The following is a 17,046-nucleotide window of genomic DNA, read 5'->3' as shown; positions in this document are numbered from 1 at the left end:
TCCTGCTGTAGTTGCCAGAAGTTTGCAATAGAATCGTCGGACTGATCACCCCTTGTTGCCATCAATATGCAACTACTTGAGGATGGCGACATGCTTCGTCTCCTCGGGACCGCCGCCGTGGCGCTGCTGGCCCTCACCGCCTGCTCGGCGCCGGCCACCCCCGGCTCCACATCGGCCGGCGGCGCCATCGTCGTCGCCACGTCCGGCGAGCCGGACACCCTCAACCCCATCCTCGGGTACGGCAGTGACGGCGCCGCCTTGATCTTCGACGGCCTCGTCGCCCGGGACGCGGAGAACAACCTGATCCCGGCACTGGCCGCCGAGCTGCCGGCCGTCTCCGCCGACGGTCGAACCGTCACCGCGAAGCTGCGCACCGGCGTCACCTTCCACGACGGCGGTCCACTCACCGCCGACGACGTGGTCTTCACCTACACCTCGGTGCTCGACCCGGCCGTCGACTCGACACTCCGCTCGGATCTGGACATGCTCACCGGCGTCACCGCCACCGACCCGTCCACCGTGGTCTTCACGCTGAAATACGCCTACGCCCCGTTCCTGCAGCGCCTCACTCTCGGCATCGTCCCGGCCAAGGCGCTGAGCGGCCAGGACGTCAACAAATCCGGCTTCAACCAGAAACCGGTCGGCACCGGGCCGTACCAGGTCACCTCGTGGACCCCGGGCGACCGGCTCGTCCTCGCCGCCAACGACACCTGGTGGGGCGGCAAGCCGGCCAACAGTGGTGTGATCGTCGCGTTCGTCGCCGACGACAACGTCCGCGCCCAGCGGGCCCGGTCCGGCGAGTTCGACGCCGTCGAGCTGGCCCCCAAACTGGCCACCGGGTTCGCCGGCTTCACCGTGCACAAGGTGCCGACCGCCGACTACCGCGGTGTCATGCTGCCGATGAACGACCCGGTCACCGGCGACGTCACCATCCGCAAAGCGCTCAACGCGGCCGTCGACCGGCAGGCCATGGTCACCGGCGTGCTCGCCGGCGCCGGCGAACCCGCCTACGGGCCGGTCCCGCCCACCTCGCCGTTCCACGTCGCCACCCAACCCGCCCCGGTGAACCTCGACGAGGCCGGCTGGGTCGCCGGCGCCGACGGCATCCGGGCCAAGAACGGGCAGCGTGCCGAGTTCACCCTGATGTACCCGGCCACCGACAGCCTGCGCAAGGAACTCGCGCTCGCCGTCACCGCCGACGCCAAGAAGGCCGGCATCGAGGTCAAGCCGGAGGGCCTCACCTGGGACGCGATCGAGCCGCGGATGAAGAACGACGCGCTGATCATGGGCTGGGGCACTCCGTACGACCCGGACTTCGTCTCGTACAAGCTGTTCGGCGGCCAGTTCGCCGGTCAGGGCTTCTTCAACCCCGGCTCCTACCGGTCGGAGGTCGTCGACAAGGCGCTGCAGGCGGGCCGCGACAACGCCGACCCGGCCGAGCGCAAGACCGCCTACGCCACCTTCCAGCAGCAACTCGCCGCCGACGCCCCGTGGGTGTTCCTCACCTACCTCCAGCACACCTATGCCGTCCGAGACGACCTCGCCGGGGTGACGCCGCGCGTCGAGGCGCACGAACACGACGTCGCCAACAGCCTCTGGTGGAACGTCCACACCTGGACCCGCAAGTGATCAGAGTGATCCGGCGGCGGCTCGCCTTCGCGCTGCCGGTGCTGATCGCCACCAGCATCGGCATGTTCCTGCTCGGCGCGGCGTCCCCGATCGACCCGGCCAAGCAGTACGCGGGCGCCGCCGCCTTCACCATGAGCGAGGAGAACCTGCGGCAGATCCGGGAGAACTGGGGAGTCGACGACCCGCTACCCGTGCAGTATGCGCGCTGGCTCGGCAACCTGCTCCAAGGCGACCTCGGCTGGTCCACCTCACGGCACCAGGCGGTCACCGAGGTGATCGCCGCCCGCGCGGGCTGGACGTTGTTGCTGATCGGGATCACCCTCGTCGTGGTCCTGGCCGGCAGCCTGCTGGTCGGCACCCTGGCCGCCTACCGACGCGGCGGCCTGCTCGACCGCGGGGTCCGCACCGTTGCGTACGCCGTCGAGTCGATGCCGGTCTTCTGGCTGGCGCTCGCCGCGATCGCCGTGTTCGCGCTGGGCCTCGGCTGGTTTCCGGCCGGCGGCCTGACCGACGTCCGGGCCACGTCGACGTCGTTCGGCGACGTGGCCCACCATCTGGTGCTCCCGGTGACCGTGCTGGCGATCTCCCAGGCGCCGTGGTTCGTGCTGTTCGTCCGTGACTCGGTCGCCGAAAGCCTGCGCGAGGACCACGTGCTCGCCGCCCGGGCCCGTGGCCTGGCCGGACGGACCGTCCTGTTCGGGCACGCTCTGCGCACCGGGCTCCTGCCGTTCCTCACCCTGATCGGCACACACCTGCCCGAACTCGTCGGCGGCTCGGTCCTGGTCGAGACGGTCTTCTCGCTGCCGGGGCTGGGTGCGGTGAGCGTGCAGGCGGCCCTCGGCAGCGACTTCCCGTTGCTGGCCGCGATCACCCTGATCACCACCGCGGTGGTACTGACCGCCAACCTGTTGACCGATCTGGCCTACACGGCCGCCGACCCCCGGGTACGAATCGATGGCTGACCTCGTTGCCACCCGCACCGCCACCGGGCGGCTTCGCCCGGCCGGGCTCCGCCCCGGCACTCTGCTCGCCGCCCTCGTCCTCGCGGCCGGTGTCGGTGCGGCCCTTCTCGTGCCGGTGATCGCCCCGCTCGACCAGAGCGCCGTCGCCCTCGACCGGGTCGCCCTCCCGCCCTCCCTCACCCACCTCGGCGGCACCGACGACCTCGGCCGCGACGTGCTGCACCGCAGCCTCTACGGCCTGCGAGTGTCGCTGCTGGTGGGCGTGGTCGCCGCCCTCGCCGCCACAGTCGTCGGCGGTCTCGTCGGCGGCCTCGCCGGACTGCTCGGCGGCTGGGTCGACCGCACCCTGATGCGGGTCGTCGACACCATCGCCGCCCTGCCGCACCTGCTCCTCGGCATCTTCATCGTGGCGATGCTCCGGCCCAGTCTGGGCGCGGTGATCCTGTCGATCGGCCTCACCCACTGGCTGTCCACCGCCCGGATCGTCCGCTCCGAACTACTGTCGCTGCGGACCCGCCCGTTCATCGACGCCGCCATCGCCGGGGGAGCCGGCCGGACCCGCGTCCTCACCCGGCACCTGCTTCCGCACGTGCTTCCGAAGATCGCCCTCGCCACCACCCTGATGATCCCGCACGCGGTCTGGCACGAGACGTCTCTGAGCTTCCTCGGCCTCGGCCTGCCACCCCACCTGGCCTCCCTCGGCAACATGATCAACGACGGTCAACGGTCGCTGCTGACTGGTGCCTGGTGGGCGAGCATCGTCCCCGGCGCGGTAATCGTCGTCGTCACCCTGGCCATCGCGGCGCTGGCCGCCCGCTGGCGCGACCACCTGGATCCCCGAGTCCGCGCGGAGCTGAACCTGTGACCGACCTGCTGACCATCTCCGGTCTCACCGTCCGCTTCCAGCTCCGCGACGCGGTGGTCGAGGCGGTGACCGACCTCGATCTGACGGTACGTCCGGGCGAGCTCCTGGCTGTGGTCGGCGAATCCGGCTGCGGCAAGTCGGTGCTGGCCCACGCACTACTGGGTCTGCTCCCGGCCAACGCGACAGTGACCGGCCGGGCCCACCTGGCCGACGGGCCCGTGGATCTGCTCCGCTGCGGCGAGAAGACGCTCGCCAAGACCATTCGCGGGCGGCGGATCGGGCTCATCCCGCAGAGCCCGGCCACGTCGCTCACCGGCGTCCGGCGTGGGCGGCGGCTGCTCGCCGAGACGCTCAAGGCGCACGGCCGTGATCCCGGTCTGGCCGATCACGTCGCTGAACAGGCCGGGCTCGACCCGGCGGACCTACACCGGTATCCGTTCGAGTTGTCCGGCGGCATGGCCCAGCGGCTGGCCACGGCACTCGCGCTCGCCGGTGAACCGCCACTGCTGATCGCCGACGAACCGACAGGTGGGCTGGACCGGCCGCTCGTCGAGCACACCCTCGACCTGCTCCGGAGCCGGTGCGACGGCGGGGCCGCGGTCCTGCTGATCACCCATGACCTGGCCGCTGCGGAACGCGTCGCCGACACCGTCGCCGTCATGTACGCCGGCCGCATCGTCGAGCACCGGGCGGCGGACGAGTTCTTTCGGGGGCCGGGTCACCCGTACAGCCGAGGGTTGTTGAACGCCCTGCCGGACCGGGAGTTCCGGCCGATCGCCGGCCATCCGCCGATGTTGACCGCGCTCCCGGAGGGATGCGCGTTCGCGGCGCGCTGCGATCGGGTCACCGCCGCGTGTGCGCGCCGGCCGACCGGGACGGTCGCCTGCCATCACCCGCTGACCGGTGCGGAGGTGCTCGCATGAGCCTCATCGCGGATTGTGTCAGCGCCGGGTATCGAGGCCGGCGCGTCCTGCACGACACGTCGCTGACCGTCGAGGCGGGTGAGACGGTCGGCCTTCGTGGTCCGTCCGGGAGTGGCAAATCCACGCTGGTACGGGTCCTCGCGCTCCTGCACGAACCCGACGCCGGGCACGTCATCCTGGACGGCGAACGGGTCACCGGGGTGCGGCATCGGGTGGCGGCGGGCGTGCGAACCAGGATCGGCGTCCTGTTCCAGAGCCCGCGCGCGGCCAGTGACCCGCGCCTGACCCTCGCCGACCTGATCGCCGAACCGCTCCGCGCCGTCGCACATCCCCGTGAGCGGATCGCCGGACGGGTAGCCGAGCTCGCCGACGCCGCCGGACTGACCGCCGACCTGCTGGCCCGCCGCCCGCACGCGGTCAGCGACGGTCAGCTGCAACGCGCCTGCCTGGCCCGCGCCCTGGTGCACCGGCCCCGCTACCTGCTGTGCGACGAGGCCACCACGATGCTCGACGCGTCCACGCAGGCGCTGGTCGCGGCCGTGATCACCGCCGAGCAGGAGGCGACCGGCCTGGGTGTCCTGGTCGTGTCGCACGATCCGGCGCTGCTCACCCGCTGGGCCGACCGGGTCACTGAACTTCGTTGAACCTCTTACCCGCCCGCAAGTCGTTGATCATGGTGAGGACGCCCGGCGCGCCACCGTGCTCATCCACCCAGTGGGTGACCACGCACGCCGCCAGCAGGTACTTGCGGTCGGATCCGGCCGGGCCGAACGTGTCCCAGTCGACGGTCGTGATCGGCGCCGCCTCCTCATACGGCACACGGCAGCGGTTGCCGCCGTTCGCCGGATCCAGGTAGCGGGTGTCGTCGGAGATCAGCACCGCTAGACCCTCGTCGAACCAGTCGGGCACCGACTCGTACGCCGAACCGAGCCGTTTGTGCAGTTCGATATGGGCCAGCTCGTGGGTCGCGATCGTCTCGTTCGCCCCGGCCGGCGACAGCCGTAGTGCCCAACGACCGAACGCCTGCCCCTTCTCCCCACCGCCGCCGATGCTCCGGTAGCACTCCTCGGTGGCGCAGATCAGCACCCGCGCATCCGAGACCCGCTCGCCGTAGAACCCACGGATCCGCTGCTCGGCCGCCGACACGACCCGCTGATAGGCCTCGTCGTCGCGCTCCGCGTAGACGCCGCCGCCCAGGCTGGAGAGCCCGTAGCATTGCGGGCAGGCGATCGCCGCGATCGACGGGGCGGCCACCGCGGTCGCGCCGATCGCGAGGCCGAGCAGACCCGCAACCACCCCGGTGATGATCCAGCGACGCTTGGGCATGCGGCCGAGGATAGCCCCTCGACCTGTCGGGTGATTCGCCGAATGCGACCCGGGTGGCCCATCGACAGGGCGCACCGCAAGCCTCCACTATGGCCTGAAGATCGGCTAGGGGAGAGAATGACGACATACGATGTGATCGTGGTGGGGGCCCGTGTGGCCGGGTCCCCGTTGGCCGCCTTGCTGGCCGAACGCGGTTTCCGGACTCTGCTCGTGGACCGCGACACGTTCCCGAGCGACACGGTTTCGACCCACGTCCTGCACCCGCCGGGCGTCGCCGCGCTCCAGCGGTGGGGTGTGCTCGACCAGGTCATCGCGACCGGCGTTCCGCCGATCAGCCGCTACACCACGGATTTCGGTCCGGTCACCGTCGGCGGTGCTCCCGGCACGCCCGACAACCCTTATGCGTACGCACCCCGCCGCACCCTCCTCGACAAGATCCTCCTGGACGCGGCCGCGGCCGCCGGAGCCGAGATCCGGGAGGGATATTCGGTCGAGGAACTCCTCGTCGACGACGACGGCCGGGTCACCGGCATCCGTGGCCTCGACGGAACCGTCGAGCACGCCCGCATCGTGGTCGGCGCCGACGGCCGTAACTCGATGGTCGCGAAAGCGGTGAACGCCCCCGCCTACGAGGACCGGCCGCCGCTCACCGTCGGCTACTACGCCTACTTCAGCAACCTTCCGATGGACGGCACCTTCGAGGCGTACAGCCGACCCGGCCGAGGCTGGGCGGTGTGCCCCACCAACGACGACCTCACCATGGTGATCGGCGGCTGGCCGCACTCCGAGCTGGCCGAACACCGCAACGACATCGACGGCACGTTCGCCGCGATGTTCGAGACGGCCCCCGCCTGGGCGGACCGTTTCCGGGACGCCAAGCAGGAGACCCGCTGGGTCGGCGCCTCGGTGCACAACTACTTCCGGGTTCCTCACGGGCCGGGCTGGGCGCTGGTCGGGGACGCCGGTTACTCCCGCGACTACATCACCGCGCAGGGCATCACCGACGCGTTCCTCGACGCCGAACTCCTCGCCGACGCCATCGCCGACGACGACCTGCCCGGCTACCAGACTCGGCGAGACGCGCGGGCGATGCCGTTCTACCAGATGACGTTGGGCATCGCGTCGCTCCAGCCGCCGGACGAGCAGATGGTCCAGCTGGTCATGGCGATCGCCGGCGACCAGGAGAAGATGGACGCCTTCACCCGCCTCAACTCGGGCGTGACGTCCCCGGTCGAGTTCTTCGCCCCGGAGAACATGGGCCGCCTCTTCGCCTGACGACTCATCCGCGACACACGCCCGGCCGCACCCCGCAGCCGGGCGTGCGCCGTTCCGCGCCGGTCGTGCCCGCCAGCGGTGCCCGCTGGTCGTTCCCGTCGGTCGTGCCCGCCGCCGGTGCCCGCTGGCCGTTCGCGTCGGCCGTTCCTGGTGGCCGGGCATGCGCCGTTTCCGCAAGGGCTCGGATCGCCCGGAAGAGACGAGTCTCGCCCGCTATCCCGGCACAGCGCGCGGCCCTCGTTCCTCCCGACGCCTTCTTCGCGTCGATCGGCCAGGCGAGGCGGGTGGGGTGGGCGGTCAGGCGGGGGAGAGCTGGGCGGCCACGATTCGCCAGCCGGCTTCGGGGTCGAACGTCCAGGTGCGTGCGTAGCGGAGCCGGGCCGCGAACGGCTCGCCGTTGAACGTCCCGGACACCGCGCACAGCGCGAACGTCGCCCCGGTCGTGCCGGCGACGAGAACTTCCAGGTCCTCCTCGATCAGGGAGTCGATCTTCGAGCTTCCGGACCGGTACGCGTCCAGGTCGTCGTCCTTGCGGAATCGGGTGCCGTCCGGCCCGATCGCGATCAGGCGGTCGTCGAGAAGCTCGTCGAGCACATCCACGTCACCGTCACGCTGTGCCTGCTGCAAGCGGTGCTCAGCGTCGAGAAGCCCGGCTTCGGTAGCACTCACCGTACCCTCCGTTCAGGAATTCTCCGCTGGTCCGATGATGGCACCCTACCGCCCGGTGCCTGCCGTAATTGATCAAGTAGGCTGCGCGCCCGGAAGATCCACTGTCGACATTCCGTGGAGGAAACGTGGCTGTCACCGCCGACCTGCAGAAGGTGCTGGACAAGGCGTACCAGGACAAGTCCCTGGAGGAGATCCTGGACGCCCCGGTCGAGGCGCTGGCCGGTGTGAGCGTGTCCGGAGGCAAGCTGATCCGCGAGGCCCTCGGCGTCAAGACCATCGGTGAGCTGGGCCGCAACAAGTACTTCCGGGCCGCCCAGGCCCTCGCCGCCCTGGCCGACGCCAGCTGACGAGCCGTCCGCCGGCTCAGTCGTCGTCGAGGTGGTGACAGCTTCGGGGTTTCTCGAAGCGGTCACCACCGCGCGATCTTCAGGCACGAGGTAGGCGCCCGGGACGGAATCTTCGTCGGCAGTCGGCCGCCCACCGGCCAGAGAGCCTCCGGAATCAGGGCCTGATCGGTTCACCGGTTCGGCCGCGATGGCTCCTTCCAAAGCCCGCCCCCAACGCGTCGCAGGCCTCGCGGCGAGCGACACGCCATGGCTGCTTCCGGGCCGGGGCGCAGCAGCGAGTGGCACGCCATGGCTGCTCCGGGTCTCGTTGTAGCGGTGAGTGGCACGCCATGGCTGCTTCCGGGTGTGGTTGTAGTGGTGAGCGGCATGCGACGGCTGCTTCCGGGCCGGGTTGTAGCGGCCAGCGGCACGGCATGGCTGCTTTCGGGCGTCAGGCGATCGGCCAGCGGCACGGCATGGCTCCTTCCTGAGCGTTTTAGGGTTCCTCCAGCACCGCAGGGGCGGCTTCGGCGGCGTTTAGGGTTCCTCCCGCACCGCCCGGGCTGAGGCTGTGCTGATGTTGATCTTCGGATGTTCAGGGGCGGCGTCGGCGGGCTGTCGGCGCTCGTCGCCGGGTGGGACTTCGGCCGCGAACTACTCACGAGGCCGCCGGGTGAGCGAGGCGGTCGCCGCGTGGAGGTGGCCGCGAACCGAGACGGGAGTGGTGGCCGGACCCTGATTGCGGAAGATCTCTTCAGGCAGCCCCCGTTCACCCGATCCGGGACTGGGCGGCCTGCCGCGGCTCGCTCACCGAACGACGACCGGTCCCGGCCGCTCGGAACGGTTCCGGAATCTGGCGGGTGGCGTCTCGACTGCTCAAACCGCGGTCTCGGCGGCCCACGGCGTCCTTGCCCAGGACACCACCGGCGGCGTTGATCTCCTTGATCGCGAGGTCGACACCGGCGAACTCCGGCGGGCCGAAGAACGCGAGCGAACCGGTCTGCGGCGAGCCGTGGCGTCGGCGGCCTGAGCCATGGCGGCGGCGGTGACCGGGCGCTCACGGGCAGCGAGCCGCTGAGGGTCATCAGGTCGTCGGGTGTGCGGCTGAGGGGCATCAGTTCGTCGGGTGGGGTGGGCGGCCGAGGGTTACCAGTTCGTCGGGTGGGGTGGGCGGCCGAAGGCCATCGGTTCGCCGGGTCGGGGGGAGGGCGGAGGGCCACCAGTTCGCTGGGCCGGCCAGGCGCATCAGGGCCGGGACCAGGATTGCGCGGATGATGGTGGCGTCGACCAGGATCGCCACGGCGGTGCCCACGCCGACCATCTGGAGATACATGACCTCGCCGGTCGCATAGAGGGCGAACGAGACGGCCAGGATGGTGGCCGCCGCGGTCACCAGTGGGGCGCTGCGCTGCAGGCCGTCCAGGACGGCGCGGGTGTTGTCGCCCGTCGCGTCGTAGCGCTCCTTGATGCGGGAGAGCAGGAACACCTCGTAGTCCATGGAGAGGCCGTAGGCGACGCAGAACATCAGGATCGGGAACGCCGGGTCGAGGGTGCCGATCGGGGTGAAGCCGAGAACGTCGGCGAGGAATCCGTTCTGGAAGACCGTCACCAGGACGCCGAACATGACGGCCAGGCTCAGCAGGTTGAGGATCGTCGCCTTGATCGGGATGAGCAGGCTGCGCGACATCGTGAACAGCACCGCGAACGAGATGGCCAGCAGCACCGCCGCGACCAGTGGAATGCGGTCGGTCAGCATGGCGCGGAAGTCGGTCAGCTCGGCCGGATAGCCGCCGACCTGTGCACCGCCCGGTGGTGCCGGGACCGCGCGGACGGCGGCGACCAGGGCCGGCGTGCCGGTGCCGGAGAGCACCTCGCGGGTGGGCACGGCCTCCAGTCGGGTGCCGGTGAGCCCGGCTGGGGCGGGGCCGATGCGGGTGCCGGCGACGAAGACCCCGGCCGCCGAGTTGACCCGGGCTATCCCGGAGATCTGGGAGACGGCGGCGGCGTAGGCGCCGGAGTCGGCCGAGGCGGTGACTATGTGCAGGGCGTCCTGGGGCTCAGTGGGCAGGACGTCGCGCATCACGTCATACGTCTGTCGGGTCGAAGCCGTCGGCGGCAGCACCCGGTCGTCGGGTAGGCCGAGCCGCAGGCCGAGCGCCGGGGCGGCGAGGACTCCGACGATCAGCAGGCCCAATGCGGTGAACAGGATCGGACGCCGCATGACGAGCCCGCCCGTGCGGGTCCAGAAGCCGTCCTCCCGAGGCGGAGGTGGGCGGCGGCGCAGTGCCCGCGGCCCGAGGGCGGCGAGGGCGGCCGGCAGGATGGTGAGCGTGCCGAGAACGGCCAGGATCACCACCAGAATGCCCGCATAGGCGAACGATCGCAGGAACGCGAACGGGAACAGCAGCAGCGCCGACAGTGAGGCGGCGACGGTCAGTCCGCTGAAGACGACTGTGCGGCCCGCGGTGCGTACCGTATCGAGGATCGCGGCCGGAACGGACGCGCCCGCGGTGAGCTCCTCCCGGAAGCGTGCGATGACGAAGAGGCTGTAGTCGATGCCGAGCCCGATGCCCATGACCAGGGTGATGTTGGCGGCGAACGTGGCCACCTCGGTGACCCCGGCGAGCAGGCGCAGCCCGGCGAGGGTGCCGATCACCGCGAACAGCCCGATGCCGAGGGTGAGCAGGGCGAGCCGGAACCGTCGGTAGAGGACGACCAGCAGCACGATCATGACGGGCACGATCAGCAGCTCGGCGCGCAGGAAGTCGCGGGTGGCCTGCTCGCTCACCTGGCCGGCGACCGCCTCGGCGCCGCCCACGCGGACCTGGATCAGACCGGTGTCACGGGTGTAGGCGGGCAGGATCCGCTCGCGGATGTGTAGGCGCGCGCTGGTGGCGTCGCCGGTGACGTGCGCCAGGATCAGCGCGTGCCGGCCGTCGGCGCTGCGCATCGTCGGATCCTGACCGCGAGACCAGTACGACCAGACGTCGAGCACCGCCTCCTCGGCGCGCAGCTCGGTCGCGACCGTCTGTGCGGCGGCGGCCACCGAGGGGTCGTCGATCACGCCGCTGACCAGGAGCACGAGGTTGGCGTTGCCGGTGCCGTGGTCGCGGTCGAGTAGCTCCTGGACCCGGACGGACTCGCTGCCGGGAGCCTCCCACCGGCTGAGCACGAGCACATTCATCGCACCGGCGGCGACGGCGGCGAGACCGGCGGTGAGAAGGGCGGCGACCAGCAGGATCAGGCGTCGATGACGGAAGAGCACAGGACTCACCCCTGTTAAGCTCCCGGTGAATACGAGCGGTCGCTCGTGAAACGAAAATACGAGCGACCGCTCGTAAAAGTCAAGGCGGTGCCTCTTGGTCAGACGGCAGGCGCGTGGCCGGCAACGCATCGCGGAGATCCTGGACGCGGCCCTCGTCCTCTTCGCCGAGACCGGTTATGACAAGACGTCGACGAACGCCATCGCGGCTCGGGCCGGCATCTCACCCGGCTCCCTCTACCAGTACTTTCCGAACAAGCAGGCGATCGCCGACGCGCTGTCCCAGCGGCTGCTCGACGAGCTACGCGAGGCGCACGCGACCGCTTTCGACGACACCGCGGTGACCGAGCTGCCGCTGCCCGACCTGGTCTCCCGGGTGGTCGATCCGCTGGTCTTCTTCCACGTGGCCAACCCCGGCGCCAAGGTGCTGATCGGCGAGCGTGGCCAGCCGCTGCACACCGGCGTCACCGACCGGGTCGCGGCCCTGCTGCGGGCCCGGTCGCCGGAGTTGCCCGACGACGACGTGCGGCGTAGCTCGACGGTCGCCGTGCAGATCGTGGCCGCGCTGATGGGCGGCATCGTGGCTGCTCCCGAGCCGGAGCGGGCGGCCCTGGTCCACGAGCTGAAAAGGGCGCTCACCGGATACCTCAACACGCCGGCCGGCCTCTAAGCTGTCGCGGTGCTTCAGGCCGGTGGGCGACTCGGAAACCGTTACCTCCTCCAGCAGCGCCTCGGCGCGGGCGGGATGGGTGAGGTGTGGCTGGCCGTCGACGAGGTGCTGCGGCGCACCGTCGCGGTCAAGGTGATGCTGCCGACGGTCGCCGACGACCCGGATTTCGCGAGACGGTTCGAGTCGGAGGCCACCTCGATGGCCAGGATCAACCACCCGGCCGTCGCCTCGATTCACGACTTCGGTCGTGACCAGGGCATTCACTACCTGGTGATGGAGTTCGTCGACGGTGAGTCGCTGGCGCAGCGGCTGGCTCGGGAGGGGCGGATCGCCCCCGAGGAGACGATGCGACTGATCGAGCAGGCCGCCATCGGGTTGCAGGCGGTCCACGACGAGGGCCTCGTGCACCGCGACATCAAACCGGCGAACCTGCTGGTCCGCCGCAACGGATCGGTGGTCATCACCGATTTCGGCATCGCCCGGCACGAGGCTGCCAGCCGCCTCACCGTTTCCGGCGCCATTCTCGGTACGCCCACCTACCTCTCCCCGGAGCAGGTGCGCGGCGAGCCGGCCGGCGCCCACAGTGATGTGTACTCGCTGGGCCTGGTCGCCTACGAGTGCCTGGCCGGGGAGAAGCCGTTCGTCGGTGACAGTCCCTATGCGGTGGCGCTCCAGCGCCTCCAGGACGGCCCGCGGACGATCAAGGTCAACCTCCCGGTGCCGGTGCAGGCGGCGGTCGAGCGGGCACTGGCGATCGAGCCACGGGACCGCTGGCCGTCAGCGGCCGCGTTCGGCGCCGCGGCTCGTGATTCGGTGCTGGTGGCCGTACCGAAGCCGGCTCTGACGCCACCGGCCGCGAAGCCGGCGGCGAACCGCCTGCCGGTGCTGCCGGCCGCGCTGTCCGTGGCTCTTCTCGCCATCGTCGGGGTGCTGGGATGGGGTCTGCTGTCCGAAAACGACAAGGGCGAGGCCACGATGCAGGTGCCGTCGACGTCGGCGGCGAAGCAGGGCCAGGAGTGGGAGCCGCAGGGGTTCGTGGCGTGCGGTGACGCCTATTGCCCGGTGGAGCCGATGTGCTGGGGCGGCCTGACCGCGAACAGCGGCGTCGCGGTCCCGCCGAGTCCGGTCGACTGCGCCGAGCCGCATTACTGGGAGACGTTCCGGGCGGTCGCGATGCCCGCCGGCGGGGTGCGCATCTCCGACGCGGACCCGCTGATCGAACGGTCCGGTCTCGCCGAGGCGTGTTCCGCGCAGGCGATGGCGTCGCGCAGCAGCGAACCGACCAAGACCCGCAAATGGCGGCGCGACGTGTGGCCGATTCCGGTCGGCGCGGACACCATGCTGCACTGCGTCGCGAGCGCGCCCGGCGGCGAGTCGACGGGCGGCTACTTCCGCCAGCCGTGACCGTTCCAGCCGGCTGAGCGACCACGGATTCCACTGGGTGAGGAACCCGCGCCGCCGCGTGCCCGGGATGGCAGTTGTTTTGATTGTTCGCATAGAATGCGAACATGTTGGTTCGCATCGACCCGGCTTCCGGGGTCCCTCTGGCCGATCAGATCGCCGCCCACGTGCGTGGCGCGGTCGCCGCGGGCACGCTCACCCCCGGTGACCGGCTGCCCGCCGCCCGAGATCTGGCGGAGTCGCTGCAGGTCAACATGCACACCATCCTTCGGGCCTACGCGCGGTTGCGCGACGAGGGCCTGATCGAGCTACGGCGCGGCCGCGGCGCCACGGTCCGGCGCGGTGACGCCGCCGACCGGGCCCGCCTGGTCGACGCCGTGCAGAACCTGCTCGATGCCGGCCGGCGACTCGGCCTCGGCGTCGAGGAACTCGTCGACGAGGTACGGAGGCTCGCGTGAACCCCATGAACAAAGCCCTGGCGTTTCTGCTGGCGGCCGCTCCGGTGCTGGTCGTGCCGCTGACCGAGCGGCTCTGGGGCGACCGGCTGCCCGACCCGCTGCCCAGCCACTGGGACTTCGCCGGCCGGGTCGACCGCACCACGAGTGTGTCGGCGCTGGTGACCGCGCTGCTGGTGGTGGCGGCGGTGCCGTTGGTGGCCGCCCTCGCCGCACTGCTCATCAAGTCCGTTCCGTGGCGGGTCCGGCGTACCGTCATCGCGATTGCCGGCGGGGTGACCGCCGGGGTCGCCGCGATCTGGCTGATGACCGTCTGGTTGTCGCTCGGCGCGGCCGTCGCCGCCGACGTGCCCAGTCCGTCCTGGCACATCATGGTGCTGCTCCTCGTCCCGGCCGGCTGGGGCGCGCTCACCGCTCTGGCCTGCGGGACGGCGCCCGAGCAGCCCGCCGCCGACGGCCGCCCGCCGGCCGGGCTGGCCCGGCTCGATCTCGCGCCGGGTCAGCGGGCCGCGTGGAGCGAGGCGCCGTCCCTGCCCGGGGCCGCGTACCTGGTGCTGGTCCCGTTACTGGTGACGGCGGTGGCGCTGGCTGTCGGGGCGGGCTTCTGGGCCGCCGTGCCGCTGTTGTTCGCCACGGTGGCCGTGCTGCCGGCGATGCGGACCCGGTTCACCGTCGACGCCAGTGGCGTGACCGTCGGGTTCGGACCGTGGAGTCGGCCGCGTGTCCGGATCCCGATGCGCGAGATCGTCTCGGCCGCGCCGACGACGGTGCGTTTCAGTCAGTGGGGTGGCTGGGGCTACCGTCGCAGCCTCGACCTCCGGGGTCGTGGCCTGATCCTGCGCAGCGGCCCGGGAGTGCGTCTCGAGCTCTCCTCAGACCGCTACTTCGTCGCCACGGTCCGCGACCCCGAGACCGTTGCCGCGCTGGTCAACACGCTTGTCGACACCGCTCGGACCGGTTAGGCCGAGCGCCGCGCACACCGCCGAGGCGGTCATCATGACCAGGCAGATCGTCAGCGCCGGGGTGACGCCGTGCCGGGTGGCCATCAGACCGGTCACCGCGGCCGTCGCCAGGGTGGCCGAGATCCGCTGGGAGACCTGCAGGAACGCCCCGGCCAGCCCGGCCGCCCCGGCGGGAGCGTGGGCCAGGGTGAGCGCCTGATTCGGTGACATCATCAGCCCGCCGGAGAACCCGGAGAGGAACTGGGTGCACGACAGGGCGATCCCGATCACCGCTGCCGGGGCGGTGTGCAGGACGACGATGGTCGCGGCGATCGAGAATGCCGAGCCGACCAGGGCGGCCACCACTCCGGCGCGACCGAAACGGGCCAGCAGACGCCGGCTCTGCGAGGAGGCCAGCGCGAAACCGATCGCGCCGGGCACGGTCGTCGACGCGGCGGCCAGCGGTGACCAGCCGAGTACGTCCTGCAGATAGAGCACCAGGACCAGGACGGTGGACAGCGACGCTCCGAACTGGAACATCGCGGTCAGCGTGCCGAGACTGAAACCGCGGGAGCCGAGCAGCTCGGGCATCAGGACCGGGGTGCGGCCGGACCGGGCATACCGACGCTCCCACCACCACAGCACCACCAGCGCGGCGACGACGATCAACGGCCAGACCACCGTCGCCGGCCCCTGCCCGGCCGGCAGCACGAACGGCAACAGCAGACCCAGCGTCACCGCCGCGAGGAGGGCCAATCCGGGCAGGTCGAGGGTGGTGCGGCGAGACGTCGCGGGCCGCCCTCCGGGCAGGAATCGCACGGCCAGGGGTACGGTGATCAGCCCGAACGGCACGGTCAGCAGGAGTACGACACGCCAGCCGCCGGTATCGCCGACCGCCCCGAGCACGGCGCCGCCGACGAGCGGCCCGAGGATCGCGGCGATCCCGCCGACGGTGGCGTAGGCGCCGAGGGCTCGGGCCCGGTCCCGCCCGGTGAACAGGTCCTGGATGATCCCGTACACCTGCGGGTTGACGATGCCGGCCCCGGCGCCCTGGACCAGCCGGGCGACGGCGACCACCCACGCCTGCGACGCGGTCCCGGCGACGACCGCGGCCGCCGTGAACAGGGCGATCCCACCGGCGAACAGCCACTTGCGGCCGTGCGCGTCACCGAGCCGACCGGCCGGAACCATCGCCAGCCCGAACGTCAGCGAATATCCCGCGATGATCCACTGGAGGGTCGACGGCCCGGCCCCGAGCTCGCTGCGCAGGGCCGGGATCGCGGTGTTCAGGCTGGCCTGGTCGACGAGCGTGGTGAACGCGGCGGCGAGACAGACGAGAAGGACCGGCCGGTTCCGGGCACGGGTCATATGGGCAGGGTCGCCTTTTCCGCGACGGGCTCGTCATCGACCGGCTGTGCCGCGGCGGGCTCAGCCGGAATCGACGCGATCCCGGCGAGGATCAGCACGCCACCGGCCATCTGCAACGGCGTGAGCCGCTCACCCACCACGATCCAGGCGAGGACCGAGGCGAACACCACTTCGAGCAGCCCGACGAACGACGCCAGCCGCGACCCGAGCCGCCCCGATCCGAAGATGCCCGTCGCGTACGCCACCGCGGTCCCGAAGAACGCCACCACCATGAGCGGCACCCACCACGGCACGACCGTCCCGAGCAGCGGAACCGCTCCGAACCGCATCTCCAGCGGCACGATCCCGGCCAGCCCGGCGAGCCCGAGCGTCAGCCCACCGAGCAGCAACCCGACCCCGGCGAGCGCGACCGGCGGCAGCCCGTCCGCCGGCCGGGCGGCGACCACGAAGTAGACCGCGCACCCGACGGCGGCGGCGAACGCGAGCGCCACCCCGACCGGGTCGACCGCACCGAGCGCACCGGGCCCGATCACCAGCACCAGACCGCCGATGGCCAGCACCGATCCGACCAGGACCATCGGTCGCGGCACCCGGCGGGTGGTCACGGCGACCCAGATGACCAGCAGCAGCGGCGCCAGATATTCCACCAGCAGCGCCGTCGACACCGGGATGAGCCGGATCGCCGCGAAATAGGTGAGCTGCGTGAACGCGACCGCGATGACACCCATCCCGGCGATCCGCCAGCGTCCCCGCCACAGCGCGTCCCACCGGCCGCGCAGCGAGAACAGCACGAGAGGCAGCAGCAGGACCCCGGCGACGATCGCCCGGGCGGTCACGGCGGCGGCCGGCGACCAGCCGGATTCGAGGAGCGGTTTGATGAACGCGCCGGAGGTGGCGAAGGTGGCGGCCGAGGTGACCGCGGCGGCCAGCCCGACGAGCTGCGGCGATTTCACGACGACCCCCAGTGATGGGCT

16 protein-coding genes are annotated in these 17,046 nt (G+C 71.2%); 11 read left to right on the top strand and 5 right to left on the bottom strand.

Annotation, left to right across the window (positions count from 1 at the left end):
• Nucleotides 1-90 precede the first annotated feature (90 nt).
• From Q0Z83_RS26385 to Q0Z83_RS26365, 5 genes are read left to right on the top strand one after another with little or no spacing between them, the layout of a single operon-like run.
• Nucleotides 91-1,629, top strand: a complete 1,539-nt coding sequence (locus tag Q0Z83_RS26385) for an ABC transporter substrate-binding protein (protein WP_317796691.1) — start codon at nt 91-93, stop codon at nt 1,627-1,629.
• The gene (locus tag Q0Z83_RS26380; RefSeq protein WP_317796690.1) at nt 1,626-2,591 is read left to right on the top strand and encodes an ABC transporter permease; all 966 of its coding nucleotides are present in this window, start codon (nt 1,626-1,628) and stop codon (nt 2,589-2,591) included. The genes Q0Z83_RS26385 and Q0Z83_RS26380 overlap by 4 nt, the downstream gene beginning before the upstream one ends.
• The gene (locus tag Q0Z83_RS26375; RefSeq protein ID WP_317796689.1) at nt 2,584-3,456 is read left to right on the top strand and encodes an ABC transporter permease; all 873 of its coding nucleotides are present in this window, start codon (nt 2,584-2,586) and stop codon (nt 3,454-3,456) included. The genes Q0Z83_RS26380 and Q0Z83_RS26375 overlap by 8 nt, the downstream gene beginning before the upstream one ends.
• Entirely contained in the window at nt 3,453-4,379 is a 927-nt protein-coding gene (locus tag Q0Z83_RS26370; RefSeq protein ID WP_317796688.1) for an ABC transporter ATP-binding protein, read from the top strand. The genes Q0Z83_RS26375 and Q0Z83_RS26370 overlap by 4 nt, the downstream gene beginning before the upstream one ends.
• Nucleotides 4,376-5,023: an ABC transporter ATP-binding protein gene (locus tag Q0Z83_RS26365; protein WP_317796687.1), complete on the top strand. Its 648-nt coding sequence runs from the start codon at nt 4,376-4,378 to the stop codon at nt 5,021-5,023. Before Q0Z83_RS26370 ends, Q0Z83_RS26365 begins: the two co-directional genes overlap by 4 nt.
• Here Q0Z83_RS26365 and Q0Z83_RS26360 read toward each other — a convergent pair.
• Nucleotides 5,007-5,705: a hypothetical protein gene (locus tag Q0Z83_RS26360; protein WP_317796686.1), complete on the bottom strand. Its 699-nt coding sequence runs from the start codon at nt 5,703-5,705 to the stop codon at nt 5,007-5,009. The two genes, Q0Z83_RS26365 and Q0Z83_RS26360, sit on opposite strands and share 17 nt — an antisense overlap.
• Before the next feature lie 117 nt (nt 5,706-5,822).
• Between Q0Z83_RS26360 and Q0Z83_RS26355 the strand changes: the two genes are divergently transcribed.
• Complete coding sequence (locus tag Q0Z83_RS26355; protein ID WP_317796685.1) at nt 5,823-6,980, top strand: FAD-dependent oxidoreductase; 1,158 nt, start codon at nt 5,823-5,825, stop codon at nt 6,978-6,980.
• A gap of 297 nt (nt 6,981-7,277) precedes the next feature.
• Here Q0Z83_RS26355 and Q0Z83_RS26350 read toward each other — a convergent pair whose 3' ends face one another.
• Nucleotides 7,278-7,649 carry a nuclear transport factor 2 family protein gene (locus tag Q0Z83_RS26350; RefSeq protein WP_317796684.1) on the bottom strand — a complete coding sequence of 124 codons (372 nt, stop codon included), beginning with the start codon at nt 7,647-7,649 and terminating at the stop codon, nt 7,278-7,280.
• 125 nt (nt 7,650-7,774) lie between these two features.
• Here Q0Z83_RS26350 and Q0Z83_RS26345 point away from each other — a divergent pair, with 125 nt between their 5' ends.
• Complete coding sequence (locus Q0Z83_RS26345; protein WP_317796683.1) at nt 7,775-7,996, top strand: hypothetical protein; 222 nt, start codon at nt 7,775-7,777, stop codon at nt 7,994-7,996.
• 1,093 nt (nt 7,997-9,089) lie between these two features.
• Here the strand turns inward: Q0Z83_RS26345 and Q0Z83_RS26340 are convergent.
• Nucleotides 9,090-11,249 carry an MMPL family transporter gene (locus tag Q0Z83_RS26340; protein ID WP_317796682.1) on the bottom strand — a complete coding sequence of 720 codons (2,160 nt, stop codon included), beginning with the start codon at nt 11,247-11,249 and terminating at the stop codon, nt 9,090-9,092.
• A gap of 85 nt (nt 11,250-11,334) precedes the next feature.
• Here Q0Z83_RS26340 and Q0Z83_RS26335 point away from each other — a divergent pair, with 85 nt between their 5' ends.
• From Q0Z83_RS26335 to Q0Z83_RS26320, 4 genes are all read left to right on the top strand, one after another.
• On the top strand, nt 11,335-11,907 hold the full coding sequence (locus Q0Z83_RS26335) for a TetR/AcrR family transcriptional regulator (RefSeq protein WP_317796681.1): 573 nt from the start codon (nt 11,335-11,337) through the stop codon (nt 11,905-11,907).
• Nucleotides 11,908-11,916: 9 nt separating this feature from the next.
• Nucleotides 11,917-13,311 (top strand): serine/threonine-protein kinase, encoded by a 1,395-nt coding sequence (locus Q0Z83_RS26330; RefSeq protein WP_317796680.1) that lies wholly within the window; start codon nt 11,917-11,919, stop codon nt 13,309-13,311.
• A 104-nt stretch (nt 13,312-13,415) separates the two neighbouring features.
• Entirely contained in the window at nt 13,416-13,766 is a 351-nt protein-coding gene (locus Q0Z83_RS26325; protein WP_317796679.1) for a GntR family transcriptional regulator, read from the top strand.
• Nucleotides 13,763-14,725, top strand: coding sequence for a hypothetical protein (locus Q0Z83_RS26320; RefSeq protein WP_317796678.1), 963 nt, complete (start codon nt 13,763-13,765; stop codon nt 14,723-14,725). Before Q0Z83_RS26325 ends, Q0Z83_RS26320 begins: the two co-directional genes overlap by 4 nt.
• Here Q0Z83_RS26320 and Q0Z83_RS26315 read toward each other — a convergent pair.
• Both Q0Z83_RS26315 and Q0Z83_RS26310 read right to left on the bottom strand, forming a co-directional pair.
• Entirely contained in the window at nt 14,636-16,072 is a 1,437-nt protein-coding gene (locus Q0Z83_RS26315) for an MFS transporter (RefSeq protein WP_317796677.1), read from the bottom strand. The genes Q0Z83_RS26320 and Q0Z83_RS26315 overlap by 90 nt on opposite strands.
• Complete coding sequence (locus Q0Z83_RS26310) at nt 16,069-17,025, bottom strand: EamA family transporter (RefSeq protein WP_317796676.1); 957 nt, start codon at nt 17,023-17,025, stop codon at nt 16,069-16,071. The genes Q0Z83_RS26315 and Q0Z83_RS26310 overlap by 4 nt, the downstream gene beginning before the upstream one ends.
• Nucleotides 17,026-17,046: the final 21 nt, after the last annotated feature.

Origin of the sequence: Actinoplanes sichuanensis, assembly GCF_033097365.1 — a bacterium.
GTDB classification, from domain to species: Bacteria; Actinomycetota; Actinomycetes; order Mycobacteriales; family Micromonosporaceae; genus Actinoplanes; species Actinoplanes sichuanensis.
Note: the sequence above shows the minus strand (reverse complement) of the source record. Positions and strands in the feature narration are given on the sequence as shown.

What these genes read in the sequence shown, in the direction of transcription:
- Q0Z83_RS26385 (WP_317796691.1), top strand. Translation starts at nt 91, where the DNA reads ATGCTTCGTCTCCTCGGGACCGCCGCCGTGGCGCTGCTGGCCCTCACC.
- Q0Z83_RS26375 (WP_317796689.1), top strand. Translation starts at nt 2,584, where the DNA reads ATGGCTGACCTCGTTGCCACCCGCACCGCCACCGGGCGGCTTCGCCCG.
- Q0Z83_RS26365 (WP_317796687.1), top strand. Translation starts at nt 4,376, where the DNA reads ATGAGCCTCATCGCGGATTGTGTCAGCGCCGGGTATCGAGGCCGGCGC.
- Q0Z83_RS26360 (WP_317796686.1), bottom strand. Translation starts at nt 5,705, where the DNA reads ATGCCCAAGCGTCGCTGGATCATCACCGGGGTGGTTGCGGGTCTGCTC.
- Q0Z83_RS26355 (WP_317796685.1), top strand. Translation starts at nt 5,823, where the DNA reads ATGACGACATACGATGTGATCGTGGTGGGGGCCCGTGTGGCCGGGTCC.
- Q0Z83_RS26325 (WP_317796679.1), top strand. Translation starts at nt 13,416, where the DNA reads ATGTTGGTTCGCATCGACCCGGCTTCCGGGGTCCCTCTGGCCGATCAG.
- Q0Z83_RS26315 (WP_317796677.1), bottom strand. Translation starts at nt 16,072, where the DNA reads ATGACCCGTGCCCGGAACCGGCCGGTCCTTCTCGTCTGTCTCGCCGCC.